Genomic DNA, 25,531 nt, shown 5'->3' on the forward strand with positions numbered 1-25,531 from the left:
AAAGTTGCGCTCGGGGGCCGAAAATTATTGGTCGGTGCGGTATTTCGCGAGTTTGTCCGGATCGATGCGAACACCGAGTCCCGAGCCGGGCAGGACGCTGAGCGTGCCGTCCCTGATCTCGAGGCTCTCGGTGAGCAGGTCGTCGCTCATGTCGAGGAAGTTGGAGAGTTCGCCGGCGCGACGGGACGTCAGATCGAACGCCGCGCCGAAGGCAACGGTGCAGGCGGTGCCGAGCTGCCCGTCGATCTGGTTTCCCATGACCACGTCGATGCCGAGGCCCTCACACAGATGGTGGGTCCGCTGCGACGTGGTGAATCCGGTGCGCGCAGTCTTGATGCTCACCGCAGTTGCGGAACCACCGAGGATCTCGCGGGTGACCTCGGCCGGGGTGGTCGCGGATTCGTCTGCCACGAAGGGGATGTCGAGTTGCTGGACGAGCCAGCGGCGGCCGAGGACGTCGTCGGCCGGGCACAGTTCCTCGGCGAGGGTGAGCCCCAGATCCGACATGTCCTTCATCGCACGCGCAGATTCGGCTGCGGTCCATCCGCGATTGCCGTCCACGTAGAGTTCGATACTGTCGCCCAGTCCTTCTCGGAGCGCGCGGACGACGGCGGTGTCGAGGTCGACGGGTCGACGCCCGACCTTGACCTTGAAGACTTCGATTCCGTAGGTCTCGCGCATTCTGGTGGCTTCGTCGACCATCGCAGCGGGGGTGTCGAACCCGAGCATGTGGCTCACTCGCATCCGGTCGGTGTATCCGCCGAGCAAGTGCGTGACGGGGAGGTCGAGGGTCTGCCCCAGGGCGTCCCAGATTGCCATGTCCACTGCCGACTTGGCCACCGGATTGCGTACGGTGCGAGCCAGTTTCGCATGCACCACCTCGCGCTCGACGAGGGTGAGGCCGATGATCGCTGGAGCGAACAGGGTCTCGATCACGGCAGCCACTCCCCGCTGGGTCTCGCCGTAGGTGAACGGCCGAGGCGGAGCATCGGCGACACCGACGACGCCGTCGTCGGTATGCACCCGGACGAGAACGTGCTCGGCTGCCGAGACCTCACCACTGGCGAACCTCAGTGGTTTTCGGTACGGGATCGAGTACGGGATAGCCTCGACTGCAACAATTTTCATGACATGTCCTTGAACGGAGCAGAAGGTACCGATGGTTCGAGTCGCGGGAGCACTCCCGCATCCTCGAGGGCGCCGACGAGCGCGTCGACGAGCGCCGACGGTCGATCTCGGTGCCAGGCCAACGCCAGATCTATAGTGCTCGCGCCGGAGATGTCGCGGAACACGACGCCGTTCAACTGCAGGGCGCGGACGGACTCGGGAACCAACGCAACGCCCAACCCGGCCGCGACGAGTGCGAGGAGAACCGAGGTGTCCGGGGCCTCGTGCTCACGCCTCGGGCTGAAACCCGCTGCGCGACAACTCGTCGCCACAGCGTCGTTGACCACCGAATGCGTGTCGGCATACATGACGAAGTCCTCGTACGCGAGATCGGTGACGTCGAGCGCCGGTTCGGTGGACAACCGGTGATCGACGGGCAGCGCGAGCACCAACGATTCCGTGGTGATCTTCCGTAGCTCCAGATCGTCACCAGCAACAGGAGGCCGCAGCACCGCAACGTCGAGATGTTCGGCGCGCAGACCGTCGACCTGCGCAGGGGTCAGTAGATCCCCGTGGATTTCGAGCGCGATACCGGGCAGTCTTTGCTTGATCGCGCGCGCGATCGGCGGCAGTTGATCGAAGGCGGCTGTTCCGGTGAAGCCGATGCGCACCAATCCGTATCGGCCGTCGGCGATCCGTCGTACTCCCCGCGCACTCTGCTCGAGGTTGTCCAAGTTACGAAGTGTCTCTCGATAGAAGAACTCCCCGGCCGGAGTCAGGCTCACCTGACGGGTCGTTCTGGCCAGCAGCGTCACACCCAGCTCGGCCTCCAACTGGCGAACCGATTGCGAGAGCGCCGGCTGAGCCAGGTGCAGCCGCGTAGCAGCCTGCCCGAAGTGCCGAGTCTCGGCAACGGCCACGAAGTGGTACAGGTGCCGTAGTTCCATGACCGAGCCTTTCTATGTATGGGGTGACCCTGACCACAGTAGGTGGGGGATCCATCATTGACAAAGACTTATTTTCCGTTGATTGATAAGTGGAATCAATGAATCACCCGACGTTGGCCCGGGGCAAAGGTCGGTGGACCGAGACCACCGATATTCAGCCCGTCGATCGGCATTCGTCGGCCGACACGTCACCGCTGACTCCGCACGGCCGCGACAGTAGATAGCGCTCGGCGGCCGTGCAGGCACGTTCGACGAGCATGGGACCCATCGTCTTGGCCGTCTCGGTTTCGGGTCGGGACTGAACCCATGCCAGGTATGTGCTGCCGCGCAGAAACACGAACAATGGAAGCAGATCCTCGTCGCGTTCGTCGAGCGTCCGCGCGGTCCGATAGCCGGTGAGCAGCGCCGTCGAGATACCGGGGTAGCACGGCTCGTCGACGTTGAAGTACAAGGCGGTAGCCAGTTCGAACAGGTGCCAGCCGTATCCTGCGTCGTCGAAATCGATCAGTTTCAACCGGCCGGCTTCGTGTAAAAGGTTCTCCGGCACGAAGTCGGCGTGAATCAGTCCGTAGTTGTTCGCGTGTTTGCCGAATTGTGTCAGATCTTCTTGTGCCGCAATGCGGGCCTGCTGCAGTAGATCTCGCTGTTCGCGGCTCAGAGTCGGGGATTCCCAGAATCGACCCCATAGTGGGTCGGGACCCACCAGTCCCGCTTCATCCCACGCGTGGCGAGTGAAGCCTGCCGGCAAATCCATCGAGACGGCGTGGGCGTGCAGGACGCCGGCAATTCTCCCCGCCTGCAGATAGAGTTCGGCGGCCGCGGCATCGTCCAGGTCGGCACCCGATTCCGACGTACCGACCGGTGAGCCGGACAACCACCCCAGCACAGACACCTGACGCGGCTCGGGTACCGCAACGTGTGTGACCAGCACGTGCAGACGTCCGTCTGCAGCACTGAGCACGGGAGGCACGTCGACCTCTGCGCTACAACCGATTTCGCCCATCCAGTGCAGCTCCGACCACAGCGCGGTATCGGAGTGATAGCCGTGGCGGTGGACGCGAACCGCGATTCGTTGCCCATCGGGTCGGCGTGCCGAGAAGACAGCGTTCTCACGGTATTTGACGAGTTCGAGGTCGGTGAAGCCGCCCTCCCAGAATCGGCCGGCTGCATGCGCCAACGACATCAGTCTCTCCGCCTGATCGGCGTCGGAGAGTCCGTAGAAGTGCTCGACGGCGTTCACAGCGCCGCGAATGCATCATCGAGGGTGGACAGCAGCAGGTCAGCGTTCGCGACGGTGAAGACCATGGGCGGCCGCATCTTCAACACGTTGTCGTGGCGGCCGATGCGGCTCAGTAGCACTCCCCGCTCACGCATCATGTTCACCAGCAGTTTGGTGACCTCGGGGTCGGGTCGGCCGTCGGGGTGGATCAGTTCCAACCCGAAGAACAGACCGCGTCCCCGAACGCCGGCGATGATCGTATGCTCGGACTTCAGTTTTTCGAGGCCACGGCGGACATGCGTTCCGACTGACCGGGCATTGTCCTGCAGTGACTGCTCTTCGATGACGTCGAGGACGGCACTTCCAGCAGCGGCCGAAACCGGGTTGCCGCCGAAGGTGTTGAAGTAGGTCGAGGCCGCCTGGAAATCCGAGACCAGTTCATTGGACGCGATGACCCCGGCCAGAGGGTGACCGTTGCCCATCGGTTTGCCCAGGGTGACGATGTCGGGGACCACCCCGCTGAGTTCGTGGCCCCACATCGCATCGCCGGTGCGCCCGAAGCCGGCTTGTACTTCGTCGCAGATGAAGACACCGCCGGCGCCGCGGACGGCACGAACGGCTCCGGCGACATATCCGGGCACCGGGTCCGGCAGACCCTCGTTGGCGAAGAACGAGTCGATCAGCAGGGCTGCCACTCCGATTCCATCCGCTTGGAGTGATCGCACCGCATCCTCGACATACCCGACGTAGCGGTCGGCGAGTGCGTCCTGGTCCAGGCCGTGACTGTCTACCCGAGGGTCGGGAACCTTGATCGTGCGCGCGAAACTGGGGAACTGCTCCACCACGGGGAAGCACGTCGTGAGCGCGCCCAGGGTTGCCGAGTTGCCGTGATAGCTGAAATCACTGACGATGACGCCCGCACGCCCGGTCGCGAAGCGTGCCATTCGCAGGGCGAGTTCATTGGCCTCGGTTCCCGAGCACGTGAACATCGCGGTGTCCAACGGCTCGGCGAACATGGATGTAAGACGTTCCGCGTAGTCGACGACGGTTTCGTGCAGGTAGCGGGTGTGCAGGTTGAGTGTGGCTGCCTGCTGTGCGATGGCCTCGACGACACGAGGATGGCAGTGACCGACGTGGGGCACATTGTTGTACGCATCGAGAAAGCGGCGACCGTCGGCGTCGTAGACCCACACCCCCTCGCCGCGCACCAAGTGCACAGGCCGGTCGTAGAACAGGGGGGCGTTGCGCCCCATGACGTTGAACCGCCGCTCGATGAGCGTGCCGCCTGACATGAGTAGCCTTTCGATTGCAAGATGTGCCCCCGAGCGGACAGTCGGGTAGCGGTGATGGGTACTCAGCTCGTGGACGGGGTGCGCTCGACGTTCTCGGGCTCGACGTTCTGGGGCTCGATCTTCTGGGGCTCGGCACCGGCCCGACGGCCGGCCACGATTTTCCCCGCAACCACGCCGACCAGGAACACCACGGCAACGCCGGCAAGGAAGACGTTGGCAATTGTGTCCGAACCACCGATGAGGGTCGTGAAGTTGTCTACGACCAGTGCGGTGATGGCGATCAAGCCCAGGCTGCCCAGCAACGGAGCGATGCGGGTGTGCCACCACCGGTTGTCGCTGCTGGTGCGGTGGAAGTAGACGATGATCGCGACACTCGTCAACACCATCAAGACCAGGATCGCGACGATCGCCACCCCTGACATCCAGGTAAACAACTGCAATACGGGATCGGCGCCGACGATGGCGAAGATGCCGACCACGACGAAGGCGGAGGCGCTCTGCAGCAACGAACCGGCGTGCGGTGAACCGTGCCTGTGATGGATTGCGGCCAAGCGCTGTGGCGCGAAACCCTTGCGCGCCAGCGCAAGTACGTAGCGCGAGATAGCACTGTGAAATGCCAGCAGAGTCGCGAACAGGCTTGTCACCAGCATGATTGCCATCGCGTCAGCGGCGGCGGGGGAGAGGTACAACGCTGCAGCGTCGAAAGTCAGGCCTGCGGTGTCTGCAGCGGCAGCAGCGGCAACTCGGTCGCTACCGAATGCCAGCACGACGGCCCAGCTGGCGACTGCATACAGCACGCCGATGACGATGATTGCAGCATAGGTGGCGACGGGCACGGTCCGTTTCGGATTGCGCGCCTCCTCGCTGTAGATCGCGGTGGCCTCGAAACCCATGAACGACCCGATGGCGAACATCATCGCGATGCCAGGCGAGGCAGAGAAGAACGCGTCGGGAGTGAAGGAGTCGAAGTCGACTCCATGCGCGCCGCCCTTGGAGAACACCGCCACCGACAGTGCGACGATGGCGATGAACTCGAGCACCAGCAACACCCCGAGGACCTTGGTACCCACGTCGATGTTGCGGTAGCCGACCAGACCGACGACAGCCATCAGGACGAACGCCCACACCCACCAAGGAAGGTCGGGCCCACCGTACTTGACGACCAAAGATTGAATGGTGTTGGCGGCCAACCCGTATACACCGGCCTGGACAGTGGTGTAGGCGAACACCGCGAGGCCGGCGGCACCGACGCCGACGCTGCTGCCCAGCCCCTTCGTGACGTACGTGTAGAACGCTCCGGTGTCGGTGACCGCGGCACTCATGGTGGCGTAACCGACGCTGAACACCAAGAGGACCAGCGCCGCTATGACGTAGGTCAGCGGTGCGCCGGCACCGTTGCCGAGAGCGATCATCACCGGCAGTGACCCCGCGACGGTAGTCAGGGGGGAGGCGGCGGCCACGACGAGGAAGACGATGCCGACGACCCCGATCGATCCCCGTAGTTGATTCGCATTGACGGACATGTGTACTGCTCCTTGCGCTGGGCTCAGTGGTACGCACACGAACTTCAGGCCGAAGGCTCTACGTGTGTTGACCGATAAGGTAGGAGGCTACGACCGCAAAGGCCCGGCGAACATAGTCATTTTCTTTACCGCCGTCATAGCCCCTCCTGCGCCCGGGTCACTGAAGGATTTGCCTATGTCGACGCGTTCGCCGACGACGTAGCGTCCAGGCGGAGCAGACCGTGAACAAATATCGAGGAGAGACAATAAAAATGACCGATGCGACCATCGCCGAATTGACAGCTCGACTCGAGGTACTCGAGTCCGAGGCGGACATCCGACGCATTCAAGCGCGGTACATGTTTCTGTGCGATACGCCGTGTCCCGAATTCGGGGTGGACGACGACGCCCATCGAATCGAACTCGTGCTCGACCTGTACACCGAGGATGCGGTGTGGGAAGGCGTGGGCGAATATTACGATGGCCAATTCGGTCGCGCCGAGGGCAAGGATGCAATTCGGGCGCACTTCAACAGGTTCTGGGGTGAAAAGAACGACCCCGCACTGTTGCTCAACGCGCACTACCTCACCTCCGAACAGATCCACGTCACCGGCGACACAGCAGAAGGTCAATGGATTCATATGCAGCCCTGGCTGTTTGCCGACGGCAAGAGTCTGCTGCGATCCAGTCGATTGAACAATGCTTTCCGCAAGGTAGACGGCAGGTGGCTCATTTCTCGTACCCGCACCGAAAATGTCTTCGTGGCACCACTGCCGAACCACTTCGCGGAGGCTTACCCCAGCACCTCGGTGTTGCTGAAGCCGTGATGGATCGAAGCGGACATGTCAATAGGGAGGTTGCATCGCCCGTGTAGAGAAACCTTTATTTCGTTGGACTTGCGCTGAAATTTCCACTCGAACAGTCGACAGTGTTGTCTACAGCGCCGTGAAAGTCATTGTTCAGTCCGGCGGCCGTTCAACCGAGCAGGAGCGAACCGATGTCCGAAAAAATTGTCGAGACCGAAGTCCAGTCGCCCCCGCAGCGGTCGAGTCTGACGCGCATTGCGTTCGCCAGCGGTGTCGGAACCTCATTGGAATTCTACGATTTCGCCATCTACGGAACTGCGACTGCACTCGTGTTCACCGATAACTTCTTTCGAACGGGTAACGCGTGGTTCGGAACGTTCATGGGGCTGGCGACGTTCGGCATCGGGTTCTTGATGGCTCCGTTGGGAGCTGTGTTCTTCGGCTGGGTGGGTGATACATACGGTCGTCGTCGCGCTCTACAACTGACGTTCCTCGGGATGGGTGCCGCCACCCTGATCATCGGCTTGCTACCGACGTACGCGCAGGTAGGCGTCGCGGCACCGGTATGTCTGGTCCTGCTCAGGCTCCTTCACGGTTTGAGTCGTGGCGGCGAGACCGGTGGCGCGGCGGTACTGGCCATCGAGCATTCGCCCGACGATCAAAGGGCCCGGTACGGAGTTTTCACAGCTCTCGGATCGCCGATCGGAACGATCCTCGCGAACGTATCGTTCGCCCTGGTGCTGTTGCTACCAGCGGATACCGTTCAGGACTGGGCTTGGCGGCTCCCGTTCCTCTTCGGCGGCCTGGTGCTTGTGATGGGGTTGTGGGTTCGTAGGGGCGTTCACGAGAGCCCGGTGTTCCAACAGATGATTGCCGACCGCGGTGAAGAGGCCGTGCGTGCGCAGATGCCGTTCAAGGCAGTGATCGAGAGCAATTGGCGGCGCTTGCTGCTCGCCGCGGGCGTCAACGTGGGATTGAATTCGACCACCTTCGTGCTGGCGATCTTCATGCTGTCCTACGCCACCGCGAAGGCACCCGAAGGGCTCGGCCTGCCACGTACCGACATCGTCTACGGCAGCATTGCCGCACTGGTACTGCACGGCGTCGCCGTGGTGATCGCATCTCTGTTGTCGGACCGAATCGGACGGCGACCGGTGATGATGGGCGGCGCGATAGCCACCATCGCAGCCGCGCTCACCATCTTTCACATGGCTCAATGGGGCACCGTCACCTCGGTCGTCCTCGGCTTGATGATCGGATTCACCACCACTGGTTTCCTTTTCGGGCCCATGTACACCTACTTCACCGAGCTGTTCCCCAAGGAACAACGCCAGACGGGCATGGGCATCGCGTTCCACGTCGGCGCGGTACTCGGCGGCGGAATAGCGCCATTGATCGCCAATCGGATCGTCGCCTTCACCGGTGACGCCTCCAACATCGGCTACTACCTGGCCGGGGCGTGCGTCATCTCGTTGACCTGTCTGTGGATTCTCCCTGAGACTGCACCGGTTCGGTTGGAGCGCAGCCGAATTGCTGCAGCAGATTCGGCCACAACTTCCTGAAGGCGATCTCATCCGACGAGTTTCGGAAGCGAGCACAAGTGCGTCCTGCACGGAGTCCTCGTCTTGGTACGGTTGCTACACAATCGATACCGAGACGAGGACATCATGCCGAAAGTGGTCGATCGCGACGAGCGTCGCCACACCATCGTTGCGGCCGCGTGGCGTCTCATCGCGGCCAGGGGCATCGACGGCGTCAACATGCGAGACCTTGCGGCCGAGGCGGGGTACACCAACGGAGCGCTGAGTAGATACTTCTCGGGCAAGGACGAAATTCTGCGCGCCGCATTCGAGTTGGTGCTCGAGGAGACCAATTCTCGAATCGAGAGTTCGGTGAGAACTCATCGTGGGCTGAAGGCGCTACGCAAGGTCTGCGTCGAGATCATGCCGTTGACCGAAGAGACTCGGCTCGAAGCACGGATTGCCATTTCGCTGTGGCAACGAGCATTGACCGACAGGGACATGGAGAAGTCCAACAACGACATCGTCGGCCAGTGGAGTTCTCGAATTGCGGCCCATCTGGCAGAGGCGGTCGAGGACGGTGTACTTCGAGACATCGACGTCGACGTGCACGCGAGCCTGATCATGACGACGATCATCGGCCTACAGGTCACCGCAGTGCTCGGGCACTCTGGGACGTCTCGGAAAGCGCAGCTCGCGCTCATCGACACGATTCTCGATGGATGCCGGGCGAATACGTCGGTGTGAGCCCGCACGGCGTCTCGGGACCGAGCGTTGCTTCGGTCGCGAGACGCCGATGACACAGTTCGGCCGCGCTGGAGATCTACACCTTGTTCAAGTCGGCGATCAGCGTGCGTGCAGCGGTGATTCCGGTTTCGATCGCTCCGTCGACAACCACTCCGTTCCACCCCCGAGCGATGTCCGCACCCGCGAATCGGAGCCGAGTTTCCCTGCCGTGGAACGACTTCCAGCCCTGGGTGAACTGTCCGGACCGCAGTGTTGCCCACGTCTGTCCCGACCATTCGTCTGCGGCCCAATCGTGCCCACCGCAATCGAGGACCTGCATCCCGGTGGCCCAGACATCGAGCGCCTTCTGCGCGGACGCCGTATCGTCGAGATCGATTGCGGTGTGGTCCGATCCGAATCCGACGAGGATTGTGGCGTCCTCGTCCTCGAGGAAGTACTCGCTGCGCAGCAGTGAGATCGGGTGCTCACCGGGAGCTCCGGCGATGACCGAGTGGTGACCGGCGACTTTGACCCAGATCTTGAAACCCGTGGAGTTCGATCCGTCGCGGATGAGGGTCTGCTGTTCTGCTCCGAGCGGCGGGGAGAACGTGATGTTCTTCAGCGCGCCGATCGGGACCGTGACGACGACGGCGTCGGCGGCGACGACGGTGCCGTCGGCCAGCGTCACCGAGGACGACGTCGGGCCGTGTTCCACTCGTGTCACGGCGGTATCCAGCACGATGTCGCTACGGATGTCTGCCGCCAAGGCCTCGTACAAGCCGCGCATACCGTCCACGAGCTTGAAACGGAGAGTCTGCTCGTCCATGAGAGAACTGCGATGATCACTCAACGACGCCCAGTGCTTTGCCATCAGAGGCGACGCCGTTGCGGTCGACCCCTGATACCCGGCGGACCAGTACGAGTCCGCGAGATCGATCTGTTCCTGGGTGAATTCACCGTTACGTAGACAGTCGAGCACGCTGCCTTCATCTGCAGCGAGAAAGCGTGCACGGAGCTCGTCCGGGGTGTTCGGATCCTCAAGCACCCTGAGGGGCTCGTGGGGGAAGGGGAAGAACTCGCGAGAACCCTCGAAGATTTTTTCTTGGATCGCGCTGAGTGCGACATCGAGATCGTGTTCGGTTCCGGAATGAACGGTGCCCTCACTGACCCAGTACGCGTTCTCTATGTCCGGGCTCGGGTAGATCTTCTGGCCGTATCGAGTGATCTCGGTCCACACGAAAGGCTGCATCCAGTGCACCCATGTAGCACCCATCTCCAGTTGGTGGCCGCCCAGTAGGGAATTGGTCCACGCGCGGCCGCCGATCCGGTCACGGGCCTCGAAGACGGTGACGCTGTATCCTGCATTTTCGAGCTCTCGGGTTGCGGTCAGACCGGCAAATCCGGCCCCGACGACGATCACCTTCTTACGATCGGTATCGACCGAGGGAGGTGTCGTGGTGGCGGTAGATGGGGTCATATCGATAACGCTTTCTGTTGATTACCCGGCCGCGCCGGGTGATAGTTGTTGTTGCACAGATGAATCGAGTGCCGACGATTGCATAGTTTCAGTTTCGGAGAATGGCCCGAACTGTGGGCAGAACCTCCTCGCACAGCAGCCGAAGGCCGCTACCGGTGGTCAGGCCGAACGGGGTATCGAACTCCACCCGGCGTGCGCCGGCTCGGATGATGCTCGCCGCGTGTTCGGCAACGTGGGTGGGTGTCCCGGCGAACGCGAATTTGTTCAGCACGTCATCGGGGATGAGGAGACCTGCGGCTCGATGATCGCCGGCTCGGCACAGAATGTTGATGCGCTTGGACAGTTCCGGATCCAACTCGACCGTCGGATCGTGGCAGGCCACAACGTCGAAGTACGGTGCCGCAGCGGTTCTGGCTGCGGCACGAGCGGCGTGTCCATCTTCGTCGACGACAGCGATCGCATTGAGGCAGATCCCCGGTGTCTGCTCGCAATCACCGACCGCAGCCATGGCGGACAGGCGGCCCACCATGGCTGGATTGGCGCTACCGCCTGCTTGCAGTTCGTCTGCGATACGCCCGGCGATGGCTGCAAGTCGCGGACTCCAGGAGCCGATCAGCAGAGGAACCTTCGGGCGGAGTACGGGGTACATCGCCGTGGTGCCCGCAGCGAGTGAGTACACCTTTCCTTCGTAACCGGATGTATCCCCGGCCAGTAGTGCGGTCACGATCGACGCAGTGTCGACGATCGCCGAAAGGGCCCGGCTCTGATCGTTGCCCAACTGCTCCATCCACGCCCCGCGTACCAGGCCGTAGAAGGCTCGCCCTCCGGAGGCGGCATCGAGGAGTGCCACTTGCCCCGCGACTTCCACCGGGTGCTGCGTCCACGGCGTGTACGCGGCGATACCGAGCCGCATCCGGGATGTCGACGCGGTCATGCTGTGCAGCACCAGCGCCGGGGGCTGGTACATCAGATCGCCGAATACTGTGACGGCATCGAAACCTGCCGCTTCCAGACGAGCGGCCAGAGGTGCGTAGTCCTGTGGTGCGAAACTTCCCGCGAGGCCGACTCCGATTTCGTACTGCCCGATGTCGGTCACGAGCCGTACCCGAGCGAACGAAGAATCGGCAGGACCTTGCTACCCAGGAGGTCGATTCCACCGGCTTCGGTGATGCCGAACGGTGAATCGAATTCGACCCGTGTGGCCCCGGCGTCGTAGGCGGCGGCGGCCTGTTCGGCAACCTCGGTAGGAGTGCCGCAAAAGGAGAACTTCGTCAGCAGGTCGTCGGGAATCAGCAGTCCGGCATCCTCGTAGCGATGTTGCCGAAGCAGTGTTCCGATGCGGTCGAGCAGTTCGGGTTCGATCGAGACAGTTCGATCCAGCGCTGCGATCGCATGCATCGGTAACGCGGCTTCGGTGCGGGCTCGACGGCGCGCAGCGTCGCCGTCCTCGTCGACGACGGTCACTGCCGTGAGGACAATCCTCGTTGTTCCCGGGAGCTTTCCCGCGGCCCGTTCTCCGGGTTCGGCCCAGCCGCGGATCAGCGGGATCATGGCAGGGTTGGCGCAGCCGCCGACCTGAATCTCGTCGGCTCGTCGGCCGGCGAACTCGGCAAGCCGGGGGCTCCATGTTCCTATCATGAGCGGCAGTGCTTTTCGAGGTACCGGATAGTAGGGGCGAGTACCGGTCCCGACCGAATACTTCGTGCCGTCGTATCCGCGACCGTCACCGGCCAGAACGGCGTCGACCACACCGAGGGTGTCCGCTATGGCGGTCAACGCCCGGGTGGTATCGATACCCAGCTGGTCCAACCATGCACCACGGACGATTCCCAGAAACGCCCTGCCTTCGGAGAGTTGATCGAGATAGGCCATCTGGCCGGCAATCTCGACCGGATGCAAGGTCCACGGCGTGAAGCATCCGACGCCGAGCCGCAAGCGGGAGGTGGCCTCTGCCATGGCGGCCAGCACCATGGCAGGGGGTTGCATCATCAGATCGCCGAATGCGGTCGCGACGTGAAAGCCGTGTGCCTCCAACGATCGGGCCAACGCGCGATAGTCCGCGGGCGGCAGCGTCCCGCCGAACCCGACGCCGAATTCCGTGTAGTGCCCCATCAGGACAGATCCTCTGTGCGCATGGTGACTTCGCCGATGCGGTCGATGCGCATGATGAGCCCCTCTTCGGGATCGGGACAACACGCCATCGTGTCCTGCTCCAACCAGTCCGCTGCTGGGAGCCGTCGCATTTTCGCCGGCAGCATGGGGAGGACAGCTTGAATTGCCCAGTAACAGAAGGGTTGTCCCTCCGGAAGGGTAAGTTGATCACTGTTGCGAACCTCGAAGAAGTCACCTTCTTTCATGCCGCACACCGAGCGACCTTTGATCTCACACACGGTGACTCGCAGGTCGAACAGGGTCATTCTTTCGTCGGTCACAGCATCGTTCCTTCAGAGAATATGAGCGCGGGGCACATCGGTCGGTGCGAGATCGTGTTCGGCTACTGCAAGTTCGGGCAGGGTGTGGTGCCTGGCAACTCCGTGATAGATGCCCCATCCGACACACACCGCTATCAGGACCAAAGCCGCGAAGACTCCGTACCGTGATTCGTCTGCGGGCAGCGGGAAGATCGATCCGGCAATTCCTGCGCCGACGGTCAGAATTGCGGCCGCGACCGCAATCCATCCGGCTGAGTGCCATTCACGCTGCAGCAACAGCTTGATCGCCGCGATGATCAACACGAAATACGCACTCATGACGAGCAATCCGCCGAAGGTAGCGCCCACGGCGAAGCCCACGTAGGGATCCATGTCCGTGCGCGCGCTGATCAACGCCACCAACGCTATTCCGAGGACGGACACCGCCGCGAACACCCCGATGCCGGCGGTCGGCGTCTGCCACCTGCTCAGGCTCGAGCCCGATCGGGGGAGGAGGCGTCCGCGGGAAAGTGCAAATATTCCGCGCGAGGAAGCGACCATGAATCCGATCGCCACCGCGACCATGTCGAGGACGAGGCCCAGCTGGGCCAGTGGAGCGATCCACTCGCCTACATATGTGGTTCCCAGGGTGGACAGACCGAGTGGGTCCGAAGCCCAATCCTGAGCGACGTTCTCGACACCGAAACCGATGGTTCCCGCGTACTGCATCAGAAGGCAGAATCCCGCGACGATCAGGATGGTCGCAATGATGGCGCGTGGTACGGACTTTCGTGCGTCCTTGGCTTCTTCACCCAGCGAGGCCGATGATTCGACGCCGACGAAGAGTAGTGCGCAGAAGATGAACGTGGGGAGAAATTGGCCTGCGGTGGGAGCCGTCGGGTCCAGCACCACAGCAGTATTGCCGTCGGCACCACCCTTGGCGATCACGGTGACGGCGATGATCAGGTACGGCACGACGGACAACACGAAGATGGTCAGCTGTGCGCGTACCGAGAGATCGACACCGCGAATGTTGACCAGAGTGACGAACAGCAGTACTCCGAGGGAGATCAGCCAGAACGGCACATCGACGTCGGCGTACGTCATCATCACATCGTGGCCGAGTACACCCGCACCGATCAGCATGGTCGGGCCGCCGAGGATGATGTAGGCGAGATAGTAGAAGCCTGCTGTGGAGATACCGGCGGTCGGTCCGAGCGTACGGCCGACGTATTCGTACATGACACCAGCACTGGTGTAGCGCCGGGCGAACATGACGAGGACGGCTCCGAGTCCCAGAACTCCCAGTAGCACGATCACGAGATACAAGGGCCCGGCGCTACCGCCTTTGGCGGCGATGATGCCACCGAGGAGGGCCGCGGAGGTGATCGGCCCGACGGCCAAGGACTGGGCTACGAGGTCGGTGGTGCCGAGCTTTCCGCGCGCGAGGCTTCCAGCGGTCGCTGTGCCGTCGGATGCGCGGTCGACAGCGGGTCGGACTTTCTCAGCAGGCATTCGTTTTCCTTACTTTGGGCTACGTGTGTTGACTGATAATCGTCGCGAGTCGTTGCCGGCTCGATGCCTGTATGTAACGAACTGAAGTCACACGGTCGGCGTCGTAAGTGCAAAACTGGCTGTTCCGGACGGATCGGAGAGCCGCGGATCCAAGTTAGTCCACTGTGCTCCGTGTCACGTTGTTTGTCAACGTACGTAGATGTAAAAACTCCCCCGTCCGAAGGCGGGGGAGTCGTGGTCTCGGCTGGGATCAGTACAGCTCGATGACCAATCTGCTCGACAAGGCGCGTGAGACGCACAGGGCGATCTGATTGCCCGTAGCTTTGTCTGCAGCCGACAAGCAGTTGTCTCGATGCTCCGGCACACCCTCGAGAACGCCGGACACGCACGATCCACAGATGCCTTCCTCGCACGATTTGAACACCTCGATGCCGTTCTCCTCCAGCACGGAGAGAATGGTTCGGTCGGCGGGAATCTCGAAGGATTCACCGGTATCCATTTCGACGGTGAACTCGGTGTCCCCCGAGGTGTCGATGTCGGAAGCGACGAAGTGTTCGATGTGAACGTTGTTCGGCCCCACGGTCGGTGTGAAGATGGATGCCACCGAATCCATGAAACCTTCCGGACCGCAGGTGTACACGGCCGAAGACGGGCGTGCCTCGCCGGTCAGCTCATCCAGAACTGCCTTCTGCTCTGCGCGGGTGATCCCGATGTGTAGGTGGACACGGTCGCGGAATTCGACCCGTTCCTCCAGCAATTCGAGGAACGCGGTGTGCTCCCGACTGTGTGAGAAGTAGTGAAGCTGAAAGTCCGCGCCACTGTCGTGCAGGTGATACGCCATACTGAGCAGGGGAGTGACGCCGATACCGGCGCCGATCAACAGATGGTGTTCGGCGTTCGCTGCCACTCCGATAAGGCTGCGCGGTTCACTGATCTCGAGAATGTCGCCTTCTCGAATGCTGTGCAGCGCTTCGGATCCGCCGCGAGATTCTACTTCCCGCTTCACCGCGATCAGCAGCGAATCCGGTTCGGTCGGCGGCCCGCACAACGAGTACTGCCGCAGCACACCCGTCGGACCCGTCACGTCGACGTGGGCACCGGCCTGATACGGGCCGAGGGTGCCTCCGCCGTCCCTGACGAGACGCAGGGAACGGATACTCGGAGTCTCGTCTACGATCTGCGCGACAACAACTTTGACACTGGTCACGGCGTTTCCTAACGCATGTAGAGTCCGCCGTTGGCGTCCCAGCACGCACCCGTGACCGACGCGGCCGCCGGGGACGCGAGCAGGGAGACCATTTCGGCGATGAATGCCGGATCGCCCAGACGACCGACAGGGATGGTGTGGGCAAACGACTCGAGATTGGCGTCGCCGACGATTTCCCGAACGATCGCGGAGTCCTGAGGCCCCGGTGACACCGCGTTCACGGTGACGCCCGATGGTGCCAGTTCGCGAGCGAAGACTTTCGTCAACGACATCACTGCGCCCTTGGCCGACGCGTAGTGCCCGCCGGTCGCCGTGCCGCCGTTCTGTCCCGCCAAGGAGGCCATGTTCACGATGCGGCCGTATTTGTTGGCGGCCATGTACTTCCCGAAGACCTGGCATGCGGTGAACGTGCCTTTGAATCCGACGGACATCACCGAGTCGAGTTCCTCGGCGGTGATGTCCATCAACGAACGAGCCTGTGTCTTCGCGGCATTGTTGACCAGTACCTCCACCGATCCGAAGTGGTCGACGACTCCGGCCAGAAGACCCTCCAGCGCAGACCTGTCACTGACATCGACTCGGTATCCGCGGACCGAGTCGGCGGAGCCGAGTTCGGCTGCCAACGAGTCCGCGGAGGCCAGGTCGATGTCTGCGATGGCGACCCGGTGACCGACGGAGTGAAGCTTGCGCACGATGAGTTCGCCGAGGCCGCTCGCGCCGCCGGTGACGACGGCAACCGGGGCGTTCACAACAGAAATCCGGCTGCGGGAACTGCGTCTTCGCTGTCGACGAGCCGAATCACTTTGAGAGCGATTCGGTCGGCACTTCCGTCCACGCCGAGTCGAATGCGGTACTCCACATCTCCGGCCCACAAGTCGTGCTTCCCGCGTTTGAACGCGACGATGATCTGCGCGGCGCGGAGATGAATCTCGTCGTCTCCCGAGGGTTGGACAACGAATCTGGATACAGTTCGGGTGGTGACGGCCGCGTCGACGGCCGCTATTGCATACCCCTCGGTCATCCTCACCACGCGCATGTCGCGCATACGCGCATCGTCGTAGACCATGTTCAGTCGATTGTCGAAGTCGTCCCCGGTCGAATCGATCGGGACGACGTACAGACCGTCTTCGGTGTACAGGTCTTTCCACGTCTGGTACTGCTTGCGATCGAGCAGATCGGCCTCACGCCAGATCAATTCGATCGCTCGCACAACTCGGGTGTCTGCGATGGACAACGTTTCGACGGCGGTGTCAGTCATGGCTCATCATCTCTTTCCACTGTGCGTAGGCTGCGCGCATGCCGGTCTCGTCGGTCACGTGCGAGGTAGGCCACCCCTCTGCGCTCGGTTTCTCCCGAGCGGCACCACGATTGACGAGAATCGGCATGTCGGGTGCACCCTGAGCGCCCCGTTGAACGCGATCCCATCCTTCGGCGTCGTCGGGCGTGCCGAAACCGAACGGACCCTGGAAATGCTCGTGTACTCGCAACCGAGCCCGGTTCACCGGATCCACCACCTCGGACGGTCCGTCCGGACCGATCGCCAGATGCTCGATGGTTGTCGCATCGACCGCGGTGGGCTCGAGCACGCGGAAGAACGCGGCCGACATGGAGACGTTGGGGAAAAGATTGAGGTTGAAGCCGGTGCCGTGCATGGCGCGGACGATTTTACGGATCGCCGCCTCGTCGAGACCCGCAGCGGACAATTCGGCGACGAGGTCGTCGAAACGCGCTTGAAGTGGTTCGGTTCCGTCGTCGGCATCGAGGTCGGAGTGCTCGGGCACCATCTGCATGACACTGTGGCCGTTGCCGAGGTCGTGGGTGACGGCTTCCGGGTTGGTCATGAAGGACATCATGTCTGCCGTTTCGGCATCGACAGATGCCATCCACGACCGATGCACGATGGGGAAATGGTAACCATCCGTTGTGTTCTCGAGCTGAATCTTCCAATTCCCGTTGAAACGGAACCGGTGCGTACCGAGAACCTTGATGGGGAATCCGCCGCCTTGCTTCATGAAGCGATCGATCCAGAGCTTGGCGTCACCGAGAAAGTCCTCCAGGGATTCGATGTCCTGGTTGAACGTCGCGAAAACCATCCCGCCGTACGATTCGGTGCGCAGCTTCTTCAGAGAGAGTTCGCCCTTTTCGATGACGCCCTCGTAACCTTCGGGGTACGGAATTCCGCGGAGCTGCCCGTCGAGACTGTACGACCACGCGTGGTAAGGGCAAGTGAAACCGTTTGCTACGCCGGTCTTCTGCTCGCAGATGCTGGCACCGCGATGCCTACACCGATTCAGCAGGGTGTTGATCTGGCCCTTGCGATTCTTGGTCACGATCACTGGCTGCAGGCCGACGTGAGTGGACTTGAAGCTGCCCGGCTTCGGCAGTTCCGATTCGTGAGCGACCCAGATCCAGGTGCTCTCGAAAATCTTGGTGATCTCCTCGTCGAACACGTCCGGGTCGGTGTAGATACGACCCGCGACACGATCGCCCATCACCAGATCGGACGCCGGGAACTTCGGTGCGGTCTCTTCGGTGTCGTGCACGGTCATCGATGTCTCCAAGGCTCTTACGTTGTCGAGGTTGTGAGTGGTGGCCACCGAATAGCGAAGCCGAGCAACGCCATTCGGTGGAGCATGAGTACGCGCTTTAGGTCAGTACGTGCGCGGAGTGAGTGCACGGCCGATGCGTGCTTCGATCTTGAGGTATTTCCACAGCTTCCAATCGCTGGAGCCCACCTGGATCGTGCGGAGGAAATTACATGCTTGCTTGACGGTGTCGTGCGAATCGACGTCGGCGAGCAGGTAGCACGTCCACGGCCACGAGTCCGAAGGGCCGACCATGGTGGAGTCGTCGTCGATATCGCCGATGAAGTCGACGCCGTCGAGACCCTTGATGCCGTCGGACAATGCGACGAACGCCGTCCAGACGTCACCGGTGGTGACTCCGGCCTCGGGGAGATCGAAGAAGTTCTGGTTGATGCCGATGCAGAACAGAACGCGGAGCGGTGTGGTGGTCATATTGTTCCTTCGAGGGTCACTTGAAACCGGGGACGGTGGGCGGCTGGCCCATGAACACTGCGCCGGCGGCGTCGAGGATCGCCGGGCCCAGGAAGGCGTGCTGCTGGGGAACGAGCGCATCGCCCGCCCACTGCTGGAGCGGATGCGATGCGTAAATGGCCCCGGTGCCGGAGATTTCGACGATCTTGGTGACCACCGACGCCGATGTCTTCGCGAGATGTCTCGACGCCAGCCTGAGGTGGGCGTTCTGGGCATCGGTGGGTTCGTCGCCCCGTACCACCGAATCCCACACCTCCTCGGAGACCTCGTAGAAGTACGCTCTAGCGGAGCGCAACGCGGCCTCGGCCTCGGCGACGGCAATGCGGTAGTACGGGCGGTCGGCGAGCTTCGGAGCTCCGGTGATGCCGGACTTTCCGGCACCGACCTGGACGGCGTAGTCCAGTGCACTACGAGCGACGCCGGCACCGACCACAGCGAGAACCTGTGCGGCGTAGGCGATTGTCGGGTAGCGGTACAGCGGCTCGTCGATGGTGGGCGCGCCTCCACGAATGAAGGTCCACTCGCGAGCGACCTCGACCTTGTTCACGACCAGGTCGAACGAACCGGTGCCGCGCATACCGACGACATCCCACTCCTGCACGATCTGCACATTTGTCGGTCGGAGTAGCGCCGTACGCGGTTTTCCTCCGGTATCACTGTCACCGGGAATCCCGACTCCGAGGATGTCCGCACCCATCGAGCCACTGGCGAACTTCCACCGACCGTCGATCAGGAATCCACGTTCTGTGGCGGCCGCCGGCTGCACCGGGAACAACCCGCCTGCGAATACGACATCCGGCCCGTCTGCGTACAGCTCGGCCTGGGTTTCCACCGGAAGAGCGGCCAGGTAAACCAGAGCGGAGCCGAAACTGGCGACCCAACCGGTGGATCCGTCGACTGCGGAGATGGCTTCGATCGTGCGAAGAAACTCTGCGGGGGGCCGAGGGTCACCGCCGAATCGTCTCGGCGTAGCCGATCGATAGACACCGAGATCCTTGAGCCGGGCGATGAAGTCCGGGGAAACGAAGCGCTGATCGCGAAACTCCGTCCGCCGCTGCGCCAGTTCGGCCAATACGTCGGCGAGGGTGGTCGTAGTCGCGGCGGGTGGGGCGTGCTGGGTGAGTGTCATGATCGTCTCCTTGCGTGAAAGCCGTGCGCATCTTTCGTTGGTTCGACCGTAATGCGAGTCACGTTCGGTCGAAATCGGTAATCAGTGCGGTGGACAGGGGGTGCGTCCATCAGTCGTATAGGTAATTCCTTCAGCGCCGGTACCGAAACGAGGTCATCTGCTGCCCCACGCGCATACCCTCGGGAAGATGGCCATGGACCCAGAGTTTCCGGAGTTGGTGCCTGCCGACTTCGTCGAGATGATGAACGCTGCACAGGTATGCGTACTCATCCACGACGGCGACACCAAGAGCATTCTGTGGGCCAACCCCGCCGCCTGCGCAATGTTGGAATTCGATCTCGACGAGATTCGCCCACTCAAGGCCAACGACATGAGCAGTTCCGCCCAGCAATACGACCGGGTGGTCGGTCGAGCCTGGTTGCAGGAAGCAGTCGAACACGGCGGCAGTCGCATCGAATGGCACTATCGGTCCAAGTCCGGTCGCGTCATCCCGACCGACGCAATTGCACGGAGAATCGAACTGGCCCAGGGCCCAGCGGTGATGGTGCAATTCCGAGACATCGAGAACGAACAGCGCACCGAACGTGCACTGCGTTTGACCACGACGTACGTCGACGCGTTGGCCAGAAATACGTCCACTATCGCCTTCGTTCTGGACGAGGCGGGCGCAATCGGATTCGCGACCGACACCGCCATGGAGCATCTCGGTATCGACCCGAGCGTCGAACCTCCGTCAGGGCGGTCCCTTGCGTCGTACGCATCGTTCCATGTCGCGGGCCGCAGAGCATCGTGGAGTCAGCTTGTGGTGGAAGCCAATCCGGTGGCCTCCGTTCGGCTGGAAGTCTCAGCGGGAGACAGGAAGACACTGTGGATGGACGGAAGCGTGGAGAGGCTGCAGGAGGACGAGACCAACGCCTATCTGATGTTGTTGCACGACGTGTCCGATCGGGTGCGCACTGAGGAGATGCGGGGTCTCGAACTGCAGCGGGAGAACTACCTTGCTCGCTACAACGCAATGGGCGACATGGCGATGGCCATCGCCCATGAGCTGGGGCAGCCACTCGCTGCCGCAGGCAACTTCCTGGCCGGGATCGAAACGATCCTGACCGGAGACGGTCCCCTCGACCCGAGAGTCGATTACGGGCTCGCGTCCGCCCACCGGCAAATTCACGGGCCGCAACGATCGTCGCCACTCTGCGGACGTTCGTGGGGCATCTCGAGCAGATCGATCAGACTGTCGATCTGAACACCGTTGTCGCCGAGTGTCTCTACTTCATCCGTCTCCGTGCCGAAAACCATTCCGTAAGAATCGAATTCGATCTTGCCGAAGAGCCGGTCGAAGTGCGCTGCGAACGGGTGTTGACCGGTCAGGTCATGATCAATCTCTGCTTCAACGCGATCGACGAGATGTCCCAGTGCGCACCACAGGACAGAACGATCACGCTCTCTACCGGAAGACGCGAGGACGGCGGCGCATTCTCGGTCACCGACAGGGGAAGGGGACTGCAGCGCAACCCCTTCGACGAATCCTTCACGACCAAGCAGTCGGGGAGCGGAATCGGTCTTGCGCTCAGTTACCGGATCATCACCCGGCAGCACGGCACTATTTGGTACACACCCGGGTCGGCCGGCGGCTCGGTTTTCGGGTTCGTACTGCCGAGCGTCGACGAGAAGGCCGCTTCGACCGGGATCGATGTGCAGCCGGTCTAGGGGAAATCTTCAGGCTCGGGAAGGAACTCTTCATTCCGGTTCGCCCGAGTAGCTCGTAACGTCGACCCATGATCTTCGGTTGCCGAGCACGCCGTGACTGTACTTATCCGAGGAAGTGACCTATGGACGACACACGCGAGCAGCTGACATTGATGTGTTACAACGACACTCACGGGTACGGATGGCGACACGTCGACCTGTTCATGCACGACCGTGACGGAAACGAGCTCAATTGGGTGCACTGGCAGGTAAAGGCGGACGGGCCCGATGCTGCGGATCTCGCGACTGCGCGCGCCGAACCTGCTCTCAGACGCGTCTCCGAATGGCGACATTCCGTCAGTGTCAGCGGCATGGATTATTGGAGCGCGGACGCCGTCTGGGGTGACGTGTGACCGGGCCGAGCGCACCGTTGTACCGGCCGTGGTCGCTCGCCGACGTCGTCGATGATCTGCATGCCGGTCGGACCACCATTGCGCAGGTATGGAGCCACTCCCAGTCTCGAATCGGCTCCAGCGAAGGCGATGTCGCGGCGTGGGTAGTGCACGCGCCCCCGGACGAAATCGCAGGGCATGTCGGCGTGCTCGGCGGAATACCCATGGGTGTCAAGGACATCATCGACGTTGCAGGGCTGCCGACCAAGTGCGGGACGCAGTTGTATGCGACTCGTGGGCCTGCCGATTCCGATGCAGCCGTCGTGCGAGCGTGGCGTAGTGCCGGTGCTGTACCTGCAGGTAAGACGGTCTCGACCGAGTTCGCGTTCTTCTCGCCGGGCCCGACCGGTAATCCTGCGGCGCCCTCGCACACTCCCGGCGGCTCGTCGAGCGGCTCGGCTGCGTCGGTTGCTGCAGGACAGGTGCCGCTGGCGCTCGGTTCCCAGACTGCCGGGTCGGTGACGAGGCCGGCTTCGTACTGCGGCGTCGCGGCGATGGTGATGACCCGGGGACGTCACTCGACCGCGGGTGTGACGGGGCTGAGCCAGAGTCTCGACAGTCACGGCATCTATACCGCGCAAGTACGCGATCTGGCCTGCGCGTGGTCTGCTTTTGCCGGCCAGGATGTTCTGCCGCCCGCTCGGCCACGCGTACTTCTCTGGAAGGCAACCGAACTCGGCGTCGTCGAGCATTCGATGACCCAGGCGGTCGAACGTGTCGGACGCACGATCGCGGCGAGTGGTGCGGAGGTCACGACATGCACGGTGGCCGAGGACATCGCCGACGCCACGGCGGCTCATGCGGTGGTGATGGCCTACGAGGCAGCACTGGAACGACGCGCACTGTTCGATGACATGGACCGGATCAGTGATCCGTTGGCAGCGCTGCTACGGCGCGGCGCCAGCACTACCACTGCGGACTACTACGCGGCCTGCGATGTCATCGCCGATTCGCGCGAGCGCATTGTGCGCCTGTTCGACGATATCGACGTGATAGTGGGACCAGCCGCACCGGGGCCGGCCCCGAAAGGCTTGGCTGCTACCGGCGACCCGGTGCTCAGCAGAGCATGGCAGGCCTGGGGTTTGCCTGTCGTCACAGTGCCCGGAATGACCGATGCACACGGGCTCCCACTCGGGATCCAGGTGATCGGTGCCCCGAACGCAGAGTCGACATTGCTGGCCGGAGCATCGTGGATTTCCCACACGATTGCAGCACAGGTCTCCGAATAAATCATTTACCTCAATGCTTCAAGAGCACAACAACTTCCACAACCACAGGAGGCGGCCATGACCGCAGTATCGAATTTCACAACCGACCTGTTCATCGACGGGGGATGGAGCGGCGGCGGGGCCGGAACATTCGAGTCCTTCGACCCGTCGACCGGTGACAAGCTTGCCGACATCGCCTCCGCAGATGCCGGCGATGTCGATCGCGCAGTAGCCGCTGCGCAGGCTGCTCTGACCGGATCCTGGGCGGCGGTTCCGCCTTCGCGCAAGGGGCAATTGCTCAACAGGCTGGCCGACCTGGTCGAACGGGACACCGAAATTCTCGCCCGTTTCGAGTCTCTCGACATGGGTGGCCTGTTCTTCCTCGGCAAGATGATGTTCGTTCCCAATCTTGTTGCCTCGCTGCGGTACTACGCAGGATGGGCAGACAAGATCAACGGGGAGACACTGCCCAACGACGGGTACATGGGTCGGCCGACATTCGCGTACACACGCCGCGAACCCGTCGGAGTGATCGCCGCGATCATCCCCTGGAACGCTCCCTTGATGATTCTGGGGTGGAAGCTCGCACCCGCACTGGCGACGGGCAACACAGTCATCGTCAAGCCTGCCGAGGATGCGTCCTTGTCGATCCTGCATCTCGCGCGGTTGGTCGAGGAAGCGGGATTCCCGGCCGGCGTCGTACAGGTCCTTCCCGGCCTCGGAGCGGTCACCGGTGAGGCGCTGACGACGCACCGGGGGATCGCCAAGGTGTCCTTCACCGGATCCACCGCAGTCGGTCGCCGCATCCTGGTGAACTCGGCAACGGACTTCAAGCGCACCACTCTCGAACTCGGTGGTAAATCGCCCCAGATCATCTTCGGCGACGCCGACCTCGAGTCCGCAGTGGGTGGTGCGGCCATGGGGTTGTTCACCAACTCCGGCGAGGTGTGTGCTGCGGGTACTCGTATCTTTGCGCACAGGTCCGTCTACGACGCGGTGGTGGAGGGCCTCGGCGCAGCCGCCAAGGCGCAAGTTCTCGGCAACCCCTTCGAAGAGTCCACGACCATGGGCCCTCTGGTGAACGCGAAACAGAAGGAACGCGTCCTCGGTTACATCGCGCAGGGCAAGTCCGAAGGGGCCCGCCTCGTCGAGGGAGGCATCGATGACGACCGTCGTGGTCACTTCGTCCGGCCGACGGTGTTCGCAGGTACCAACGATCTGACCATTGCCCGCGAAGAGATATTCGGCCCGGTGGGCGTCGTCGTTCCGTTCGACGACGACGCCGAGGCGGTCGCGCTCGCCAACGACAGCGAGTACGGCCTGGCTGCCACGCTGTGGACCAACGATCTGGGACGCGCACACAACGTCGCGGCCGTACTGCAGGCGGGTGCCGTGGCTGTCAACGGATGGTCACCTCTGGCACCGCAATTGCCCTGGGGCGGCGTCAAAGCCAGTGGCTTGGGACGAGAGCTCGGATACGAGGGGATTCTGGCCAACACCGAGGCGAAGACTGTCACGATCGTCCTGTGATGGACCGCGCCGAAGCCGCCGGCCTGTCGGTCGGCGGCTTTCGCTGTGGGCCGGACCGACCACCGCTAGGCTCGGAACTCATGGACACCCTGAAGCCCGCCGTCGTCCACGTGGTGGACGACGACGAAGACCTCAGGCAATCGCTCGTGTTTCTGCTGCAGAGTGTGGGGATCGACGCTCTGACTTACCCGACCGCTACGGCATTTCTCGAAGAAATGGACGCGGCCGAGCCTGGTGTCGTCATTGTCGACGTGAGGATGCCGGGCATGAGCGGATTCGAGCTTCAGGACGAGCTGATCCGACGCGATTATCCCGCTCCCATCATCTTCTGTTCGGCACACGGGGACATTCCGATGTCCGTACGTGCACTTCGTGCGGGTGCGGTGGATTTTCTGGAAAAGCCGTACGAGCCTCAGCGCATGCTCGAGGTCGTCCAGGAACAGTTGCGTTCGGCGGCCGGGGTATTCGACGAGCGTGCGGAGCGGGCGATGGTTCTTCGGCGACTCGAAGCGCTCACGCCGCGGGAGCGTGAAGTGTTGCGGCTCGTCGTGGAAGGGATGTCCAGTCAGCAGATCGCCCGTCGATTGGGCACCAGCGTGAAGACCGTCGACGTACATCGAGCCAGAATCAAGGCCAAGACCGAGGCGGAAAGTCTGGGCACACTGGTCCGGGACGTGCTGGCGTGGCGTGTGACGGTATGAGGGTAGTTCGCGTCTTGGCTCTCTCGGTCGCGAATTC

Annotated in this window: 25 protein-coding genes; 9 read left to right on the forward strand and 16 right to left on the reverse strand. The window is 62.5% G+C overall.

Translation table 11 applies throughout. The features are described 5' to 3' along the window. Positions 1-24: 24 nt before the first annotated feature. From E4P29_RS15820 to E4P29_RS15840, 5 genes are all read right to left on the reverse strand, one after another. Entirely contained in the window at positions 25-1,128 is a 1,104-nt protein-coding gene (locus tag E4P29_RS15820) for an enolase C-terminal domain-like protein (RefSeq protein WP_135046176.1), read from the reverse strand. After that, on the reverse strand, positions 1,125-2,054 hold the full coding sequence (locus tag E4P29_RS15825; protein ID WP_135046177.1) for a LysR family transcriptional regulator: 930 nt from the start codon (positions 2,052-2,054) through the stop codon (positions 1,125-1,127). The genes E4P29_RS15820 and E4P29_RS15825 overlap by 4 nt, the downstream gene beginning before the upstream one ends. Before the next feature lie 154 nt (positions 2,055-2,208). Then, positions 2,209-3,294 (reverse strand): phosphotransferase, encoded by a 1,086-nt coding sequence (locus tag E4P29_RS15830; protein ID WP_209205425.1) that lies wholly within the window; start codon positions 3,292-3,294, stop codon positions 2,209-2,211. Beyond that, complete coding sequence (locus E4P29_RS15835; protein WP_135046178.1) at positions 3,291-4,565, reverse strand: aminotransferase class III-fold pyridoxal phosphate-dependent enzyme; 1,275 nt, start codon at positions 4,563-4,565, stop codon at positions 3,291-3,293. Before E4P29_RS15835 ends, E4P29_RS15830 begins: the two co-directional genes overlap by 4 nt. 62 nt (positions 4,566-4,627) lie before the next feature. Then, positions 4,628-6,088 carry an APC family permease gene (locus E4P29_RS15840; RefSeq protein WP_135046179.1) on the reverse strand — a complete coding sequence of 487 codons (1,461 nt, stop codon included), beginning with the start codon at positions 6,086-6,088 and terminating at the stop codon, positions 4,628-4,630. A 251-nt stretch (positions 6,089-6,339) separates the two neighbouring features. Between E4P29_RS15840 and E4P29_RS15845 the strand changes: the two genes are divergently transcribed. From E4P29_RS15845 to E4P29_RS15855, 3 genes are all read left to right on the forward strand, one after another. Next, positions 6,340-6,894, forward strand: a complete 555-nt coding sequence (locus tag E4P29_RS15845; protein WP_135046180.1) for a nuclear transport factor 2 family protein — start codon at positions 6,340-6,342, stop codon at positions 6,892-6,894. Between the two features lie 170 nt (positions 6,895-7,064). Then, positions 7,065-8,435 carry an MFS transporter gene (locus E4P29_RS15850; protein WP_135046181.1) on the forward strand — a complete coding sequence of 457 codons (1,371 nt, stop codon included), beginning with the start codon at positions 7,065-7,067 and terminating at the stop codon, positions 8,433-8,435. A gap of 105 nt (positions 8,436-8,540) precedes the next feature. Further along, positions 8,541-9,140, forward strand: coding sequence for a TetR/AcrR family transcriptional regulator (locus E4P29_RS15855; RefSeq protein ID WP_135046182.1), 600 nt, complete (start codon positions 8,541-8,543; stop codon positions 9,138-9,140). A gap of 76 nt (positions 9,141-9,216) precedes the next feature. Here E4P29_RS15855 and E4P29_RS15860 read toward each other — a convergent pair whose 3' ends face one another. From E4P29_RS15860 to E4P29_RS15910, 11 genes are all read right to left on the reverse strand, one after another. Next, complete coding sequence (locus E4P29_RS15860; RefSeq protein WP_135046183.1) at positions 9,217-10,596, reverse strand: NAD(P)/FAD-dependent oxidoreductase; 1,380 nt, start codon at positions 10,594-10,596, stop codon at positions 9,217-9,219. An 88-nt stretch (positions 10,597-10,684) separates the two neighbouring features. Further along, positions 10,685-11,692: an LLM class flavin-dependent oxidoreductase gene (locus E4P29_RS15865; RefSeq protein ID WP_209205426.1), complete on the reverse strand. Its 1,008-nt coding sequence runs from the start codon at positions 11,690-11,692 to the stop codon at positions 10,685-10,687. Continuing rightward, entirely contained in the window at positions 11,689-12,708 is a 1,020-nt protein-coding gene (locus tag E4P29_RS15870) for an LLM class flavin-dependent oxidoreductase (protein ID WP_135046184.1), read from the reverse strand. The genes E4P29_RS15865 and E4P29_RS15870 overlap by 4 nt, the downstream gene beginning before the upstream one ends. Further along, positions 12,708-13,028 (reverse strand): TIGR04076 family protein, encoded by a 321-nt coding sequence (locus E4P29_RS15875; RefSeq protein WP_209205427.1) that lies wholly within the window; start codon positions 13,026-13,028, stop codon positions 12,708-12,710. Before E4P29_RS15875 ends, E4P29_RS15870 begins: the two co-directional genes overlap by 1 nt. Before the next feature lie 12 nt (positions 13,029-13,040). Beyond that, positions 13,041-14,522 (reverse strand): APC family permease, encoded by a 1,482-nt coding sequence (locus tag E4P29_RS15880; protein ID WP_135046185.1) that lies wholly within the window; start codon positions 14,520-14,522, stop codon positions 13,041-13,043. A gap of 250 nt (positions 14,523-14,772) precedes the next feature. Beyond that, positions 14,773-15,729 carry a PDR/VanB family oxidoreductase gene (locus E4P29_RS15885; RefSeq protein WP_135046186.1) on the reverse strand — a complete coding sequence of 319 codons (957 nt, stop codon included), beginning with the start codon at positions 15,727-15,729 and terminating at the stop codon, positions 14,773-14,775. 8 nt (positions 15,730-15,737) lie between these two features. Further along, on the reverse strand, positions 15,738-16,478 hold the full coding sequence (locus tag E4P29_RS15890) for an SDR family oxidoreductase (protein ID WP_135046187.1): 741 nt from the start codon (positions 16,476-16,478) through the stop codon (positions 15,738-15,740). Next, positions 16,475-16,987: an aromatic-ring-hydroxylating dioxygenase subunit beta gene (locus tag E4P29_RS15895; RefSeq protein WP_135046188.1), complete on the reverse strand. Its 513-nt coding sequence runs from the start codon at positions 16,985-16,987 to the stop codon at positions 16,475-16,477. The genes E4P29_RS15890 and E4P29_RS15895 overlap by 4 nt, the downstream gene beginning before the upstream one ends. Next, positions 16,980-18,278 (reverse strand): aromatic ring-hydroxylating dioxygenase subunit alpha, encoded by a 1,299-nt coding sequence (locus E4P29_RS15900; protein WP_135046189.1) that lies wholly within the window; start codon positions 18,276-18,278, stop codon positions 16,980-16,982. Before E4P29_RS15900 ends, E4P29_RS15895 begins: the two co-directional genes overlap by 8 nt. Positions 18,279-18,380: 102 nt before the next feature. Beyond that, on the reverse strand, positions 18,381-18,746 hold the full coding sequence (locus E4P29_RS15905) for a hypothetical protein (protein WP_135046190.1): 366 nt from the start codon (positions 18,744-18,746) through the stop codon (positions 18,381-18,383). A gap of 16 nt (positions 18,747-18,762) precedes the next feature. Continuing rightward, entirely contained in the window at positions 18,763-19,914 is a 1,152-nt protein-coding gene (locus E4P29_RS15910; protein WP_135046191.1) for a flavin-dependent monooxygenase, read from the reverse strand. A 187-nt stretch (positions 19,915-20,101) separates the two neighbouring features. On the opposite strand from E4P29_RS15910, the gene E4P29_RS15915 reads away from it, so the two are divergent. The 6 genes from E4P29_RS15915 (at position 20,102) to E4P29_RS15935 (ending at position 25,494) form a co-directional block, all read left to right on the forward strand. Next, complete coding sequence (locus E4P29_RS15915; protein ID WP_209205428.1) at positions 20,102-21,160, forward strand: PAS domain S-box protein; 1,059 nt, start codon at positions 20,102-20,104, stop codon at positions 21,158-21,160. After that, a complete protein-coding gene (locus tag E4P29_RS26195; protein WP_209205429.1) occupies positions 21,121-21,624 on the forward strand; it encodes an ATP-binding protein in 504 nt (167 codons plus the stop codon). The genes E4P29_RS15915 and E4P29_RS26195 overlap by 40 nt, the downstream gene beginning before the upstream one ends. Before the next feature lie 122 nt (positions 21,625-21,746). Then, positions 21,747-22,016, forward strand: coding sequence for a hypothetical protein (locus E4P29_RS15920; protein WP_135046192.1), 270 nt, complete (start codon positions 21,747-21,749; stop codon positions 22,014-22,016). After that, on the forward strand, positions 22,013-23,284 hold the full coding sequence (locus tag E4P29_RS15925) for an amidase (RefSeq protein WP_245154356.1): 1,272 nt from the start codon (positions 22,013-22,015) through the stop codon (positions 23,282-23,284). The genes E4P29_RS15920 and E4P29_RS15925 overlap by 4 nt, the downstream gene beginning before the upstream one ends. 57 nt (positions 23,285-23,341) lie before the next feature. Further along, the gene (locus tag E4P29_RS15930; protein ID WP_135046193.1) at positions 23,342-24,793 is read left to right on the forward strand and encodes an aldehyde dehydrogenase family protein; all 1,452 of its coding nucleotides are present in this window, start codon (positions 23,342-23,344) and stop codon (positions 24,791-24,793) included. Positions 24,794-24,873: 80 nt separating this feature from the next. Beyond that, positions 24,874-25,494 (forward strand): response regulator, encoded by a 621-nt coding sequence (locus E4P29_RS15935; RefSeq protein WP_135046194.1) that lies wholly within the window; start codon positions 24,874-24,876, stop codon positions 25,492-25,494. Positions 25,495-25,531: the final 37 nt, after the last annotated feature.

It is taken from the genome of Rhodococcus sp. 1R11 (assembly GCF_004563845.1).
Lineage (GTDB): Bacteria > Actinomycetota > Actinomycetes > Mycobacteriales > Mycobacteriaceae > Rhodococcoides.

What these genes read in the sequence shown, in the direction of transcription:
- E4P29_RS15820 (WP_135046176.1), bottom strand. Translation starts at nt 1,128, where the DNA reads ATGAAAATTGTTGCAGTCGAGGCTATCCCGTACTCGATCCCGTACCGA.
- E4P29_RS15825 (WP_135046177.1), bottom strand. Translation starts at nt 2,054, where the DNA reads ATGGAACTACGGCACCTGTACCACTTCGTGGCCGTTGCCGAGACTCGG.
- E4P29_RS15835 (WP_135046178.1), bottom strand. Translation starts at nt 4,565, where the DNA reads ATGTCAGGCGGCACGCTCATCGAGCGGCGGTTCAACGTCATGGGGCGC.
- E4P29_RS15840 (WP_135046179.1), bottom strand. Translation starts at nt 6,088, where the DNA reads ATGTCCGTCAATGCGAATCAACTACGGGGATCGATCGGGGTCGTCGGC.
- E4P29_RS15845 (WP_135046180.1), top strand. Translation starts at nt 6,340, where the DNA reads ATGACCGATGCGACCATCGCCGAATTGACAGCTCGACTCGAGGTACTC.
- E4P29_RS15850 (WP_135046181.1), top strand. Translation starts at nt 7,065, where the DNA reads ATGTCCGAAAAAATTGTCGAGACCGAAGTCCAGTCGCCCCCGCAGCGG.
- E4P29_RS15855 (WP_135046182.1), top strand. Translation starts at nt 8,541, where the DNA reads ATGCCGAAAGTGGTCGATCGCGACGAGCGTCGCCACACCATCGTTGCG.
- E4P29_RS15860 (WP_135046183.1), bottom strand. Translation starts at nt 10,596, where the DNA reads ATGACCCCATCTACCGCCACCACGACACCTCCCTCGGTCGATACCGAT.
- E4P29_RS15870 (WP_135046184.1), bottom strand. Translation starts at nt 12,708, where the DNA reads ATGGGGCACTACACGGAATTCGGCGTCGGGTTCGGCGGGACGCTGCCG.
- E4P29_RS15880 (WP_135046185.1), bottom strand. Translation starts at nt 14,522, where the DNA reads ATGCCTGCTGAGAAAGTCCGACCCGCTGTCGACCGCGCATCCGACGGC.
- E4P29_RS15895 (WP_135046188.1), bottom strand. Translation starts at nt 16,987, where the DNA reads ATGACTGACACCGCCGTCGAAACGTTGTCCATCGCAGACACCCGAGTT.
- E4P29_RS15900 (WP_135046189.1), bottom strand. Translation starts at nt 18,278, where the DNA reads ATGACCGTGCACGACACCGAAGAGACCGCACCGAAGTTCCCGGCGTCC.
- E4P29_RS15905 (WP_135046190.1), bottom strand. Translation starts at nt 18,746, where the DNA reads ATGACCACCACACCGCTCCGCGTTCTGTTCTGCATCGGCATCAACCAG.
- E4P29_RS15910 (WP_135046191.1), bottom strand. Translation starts at nt 19,914, where the DNA reads ATGACACTCACCCAGCACGCCCCACCCGCCGCGACTACGACCACCCTC.
- E4P29_RS15915 (WP_209205428.1), top strand. Translation starts at nt 20,102, where the DNA reads ATGGCCATGGACCCAGAGTTTCCGGAGTTGGTGCCTGCCGACTTCGTC.
- E4P29_RS15920 (WP_135046192.1), top strand. Translation starts at nt 21,747, where the DNA reads ATGGACGACACACGCGAGCAGCTGACATTGATGTGTTACAACGACACT.
- E4P29_RS15930 (WP_135046193.1), top strand. Translation starts at nt 23,342, where the DNA reads ATGACCGCAGTATCGAATTTCACAACCGACCTGTTCATCGACGGGGGA.
- E4P29_RS15935 (WP_135046194.1), top strand. Translation starts at nt 24,874, where the DNA reads ATGGACACCCTGAAGCCCGCCGTCGTCCACGTGGTGGACGACGACGAA.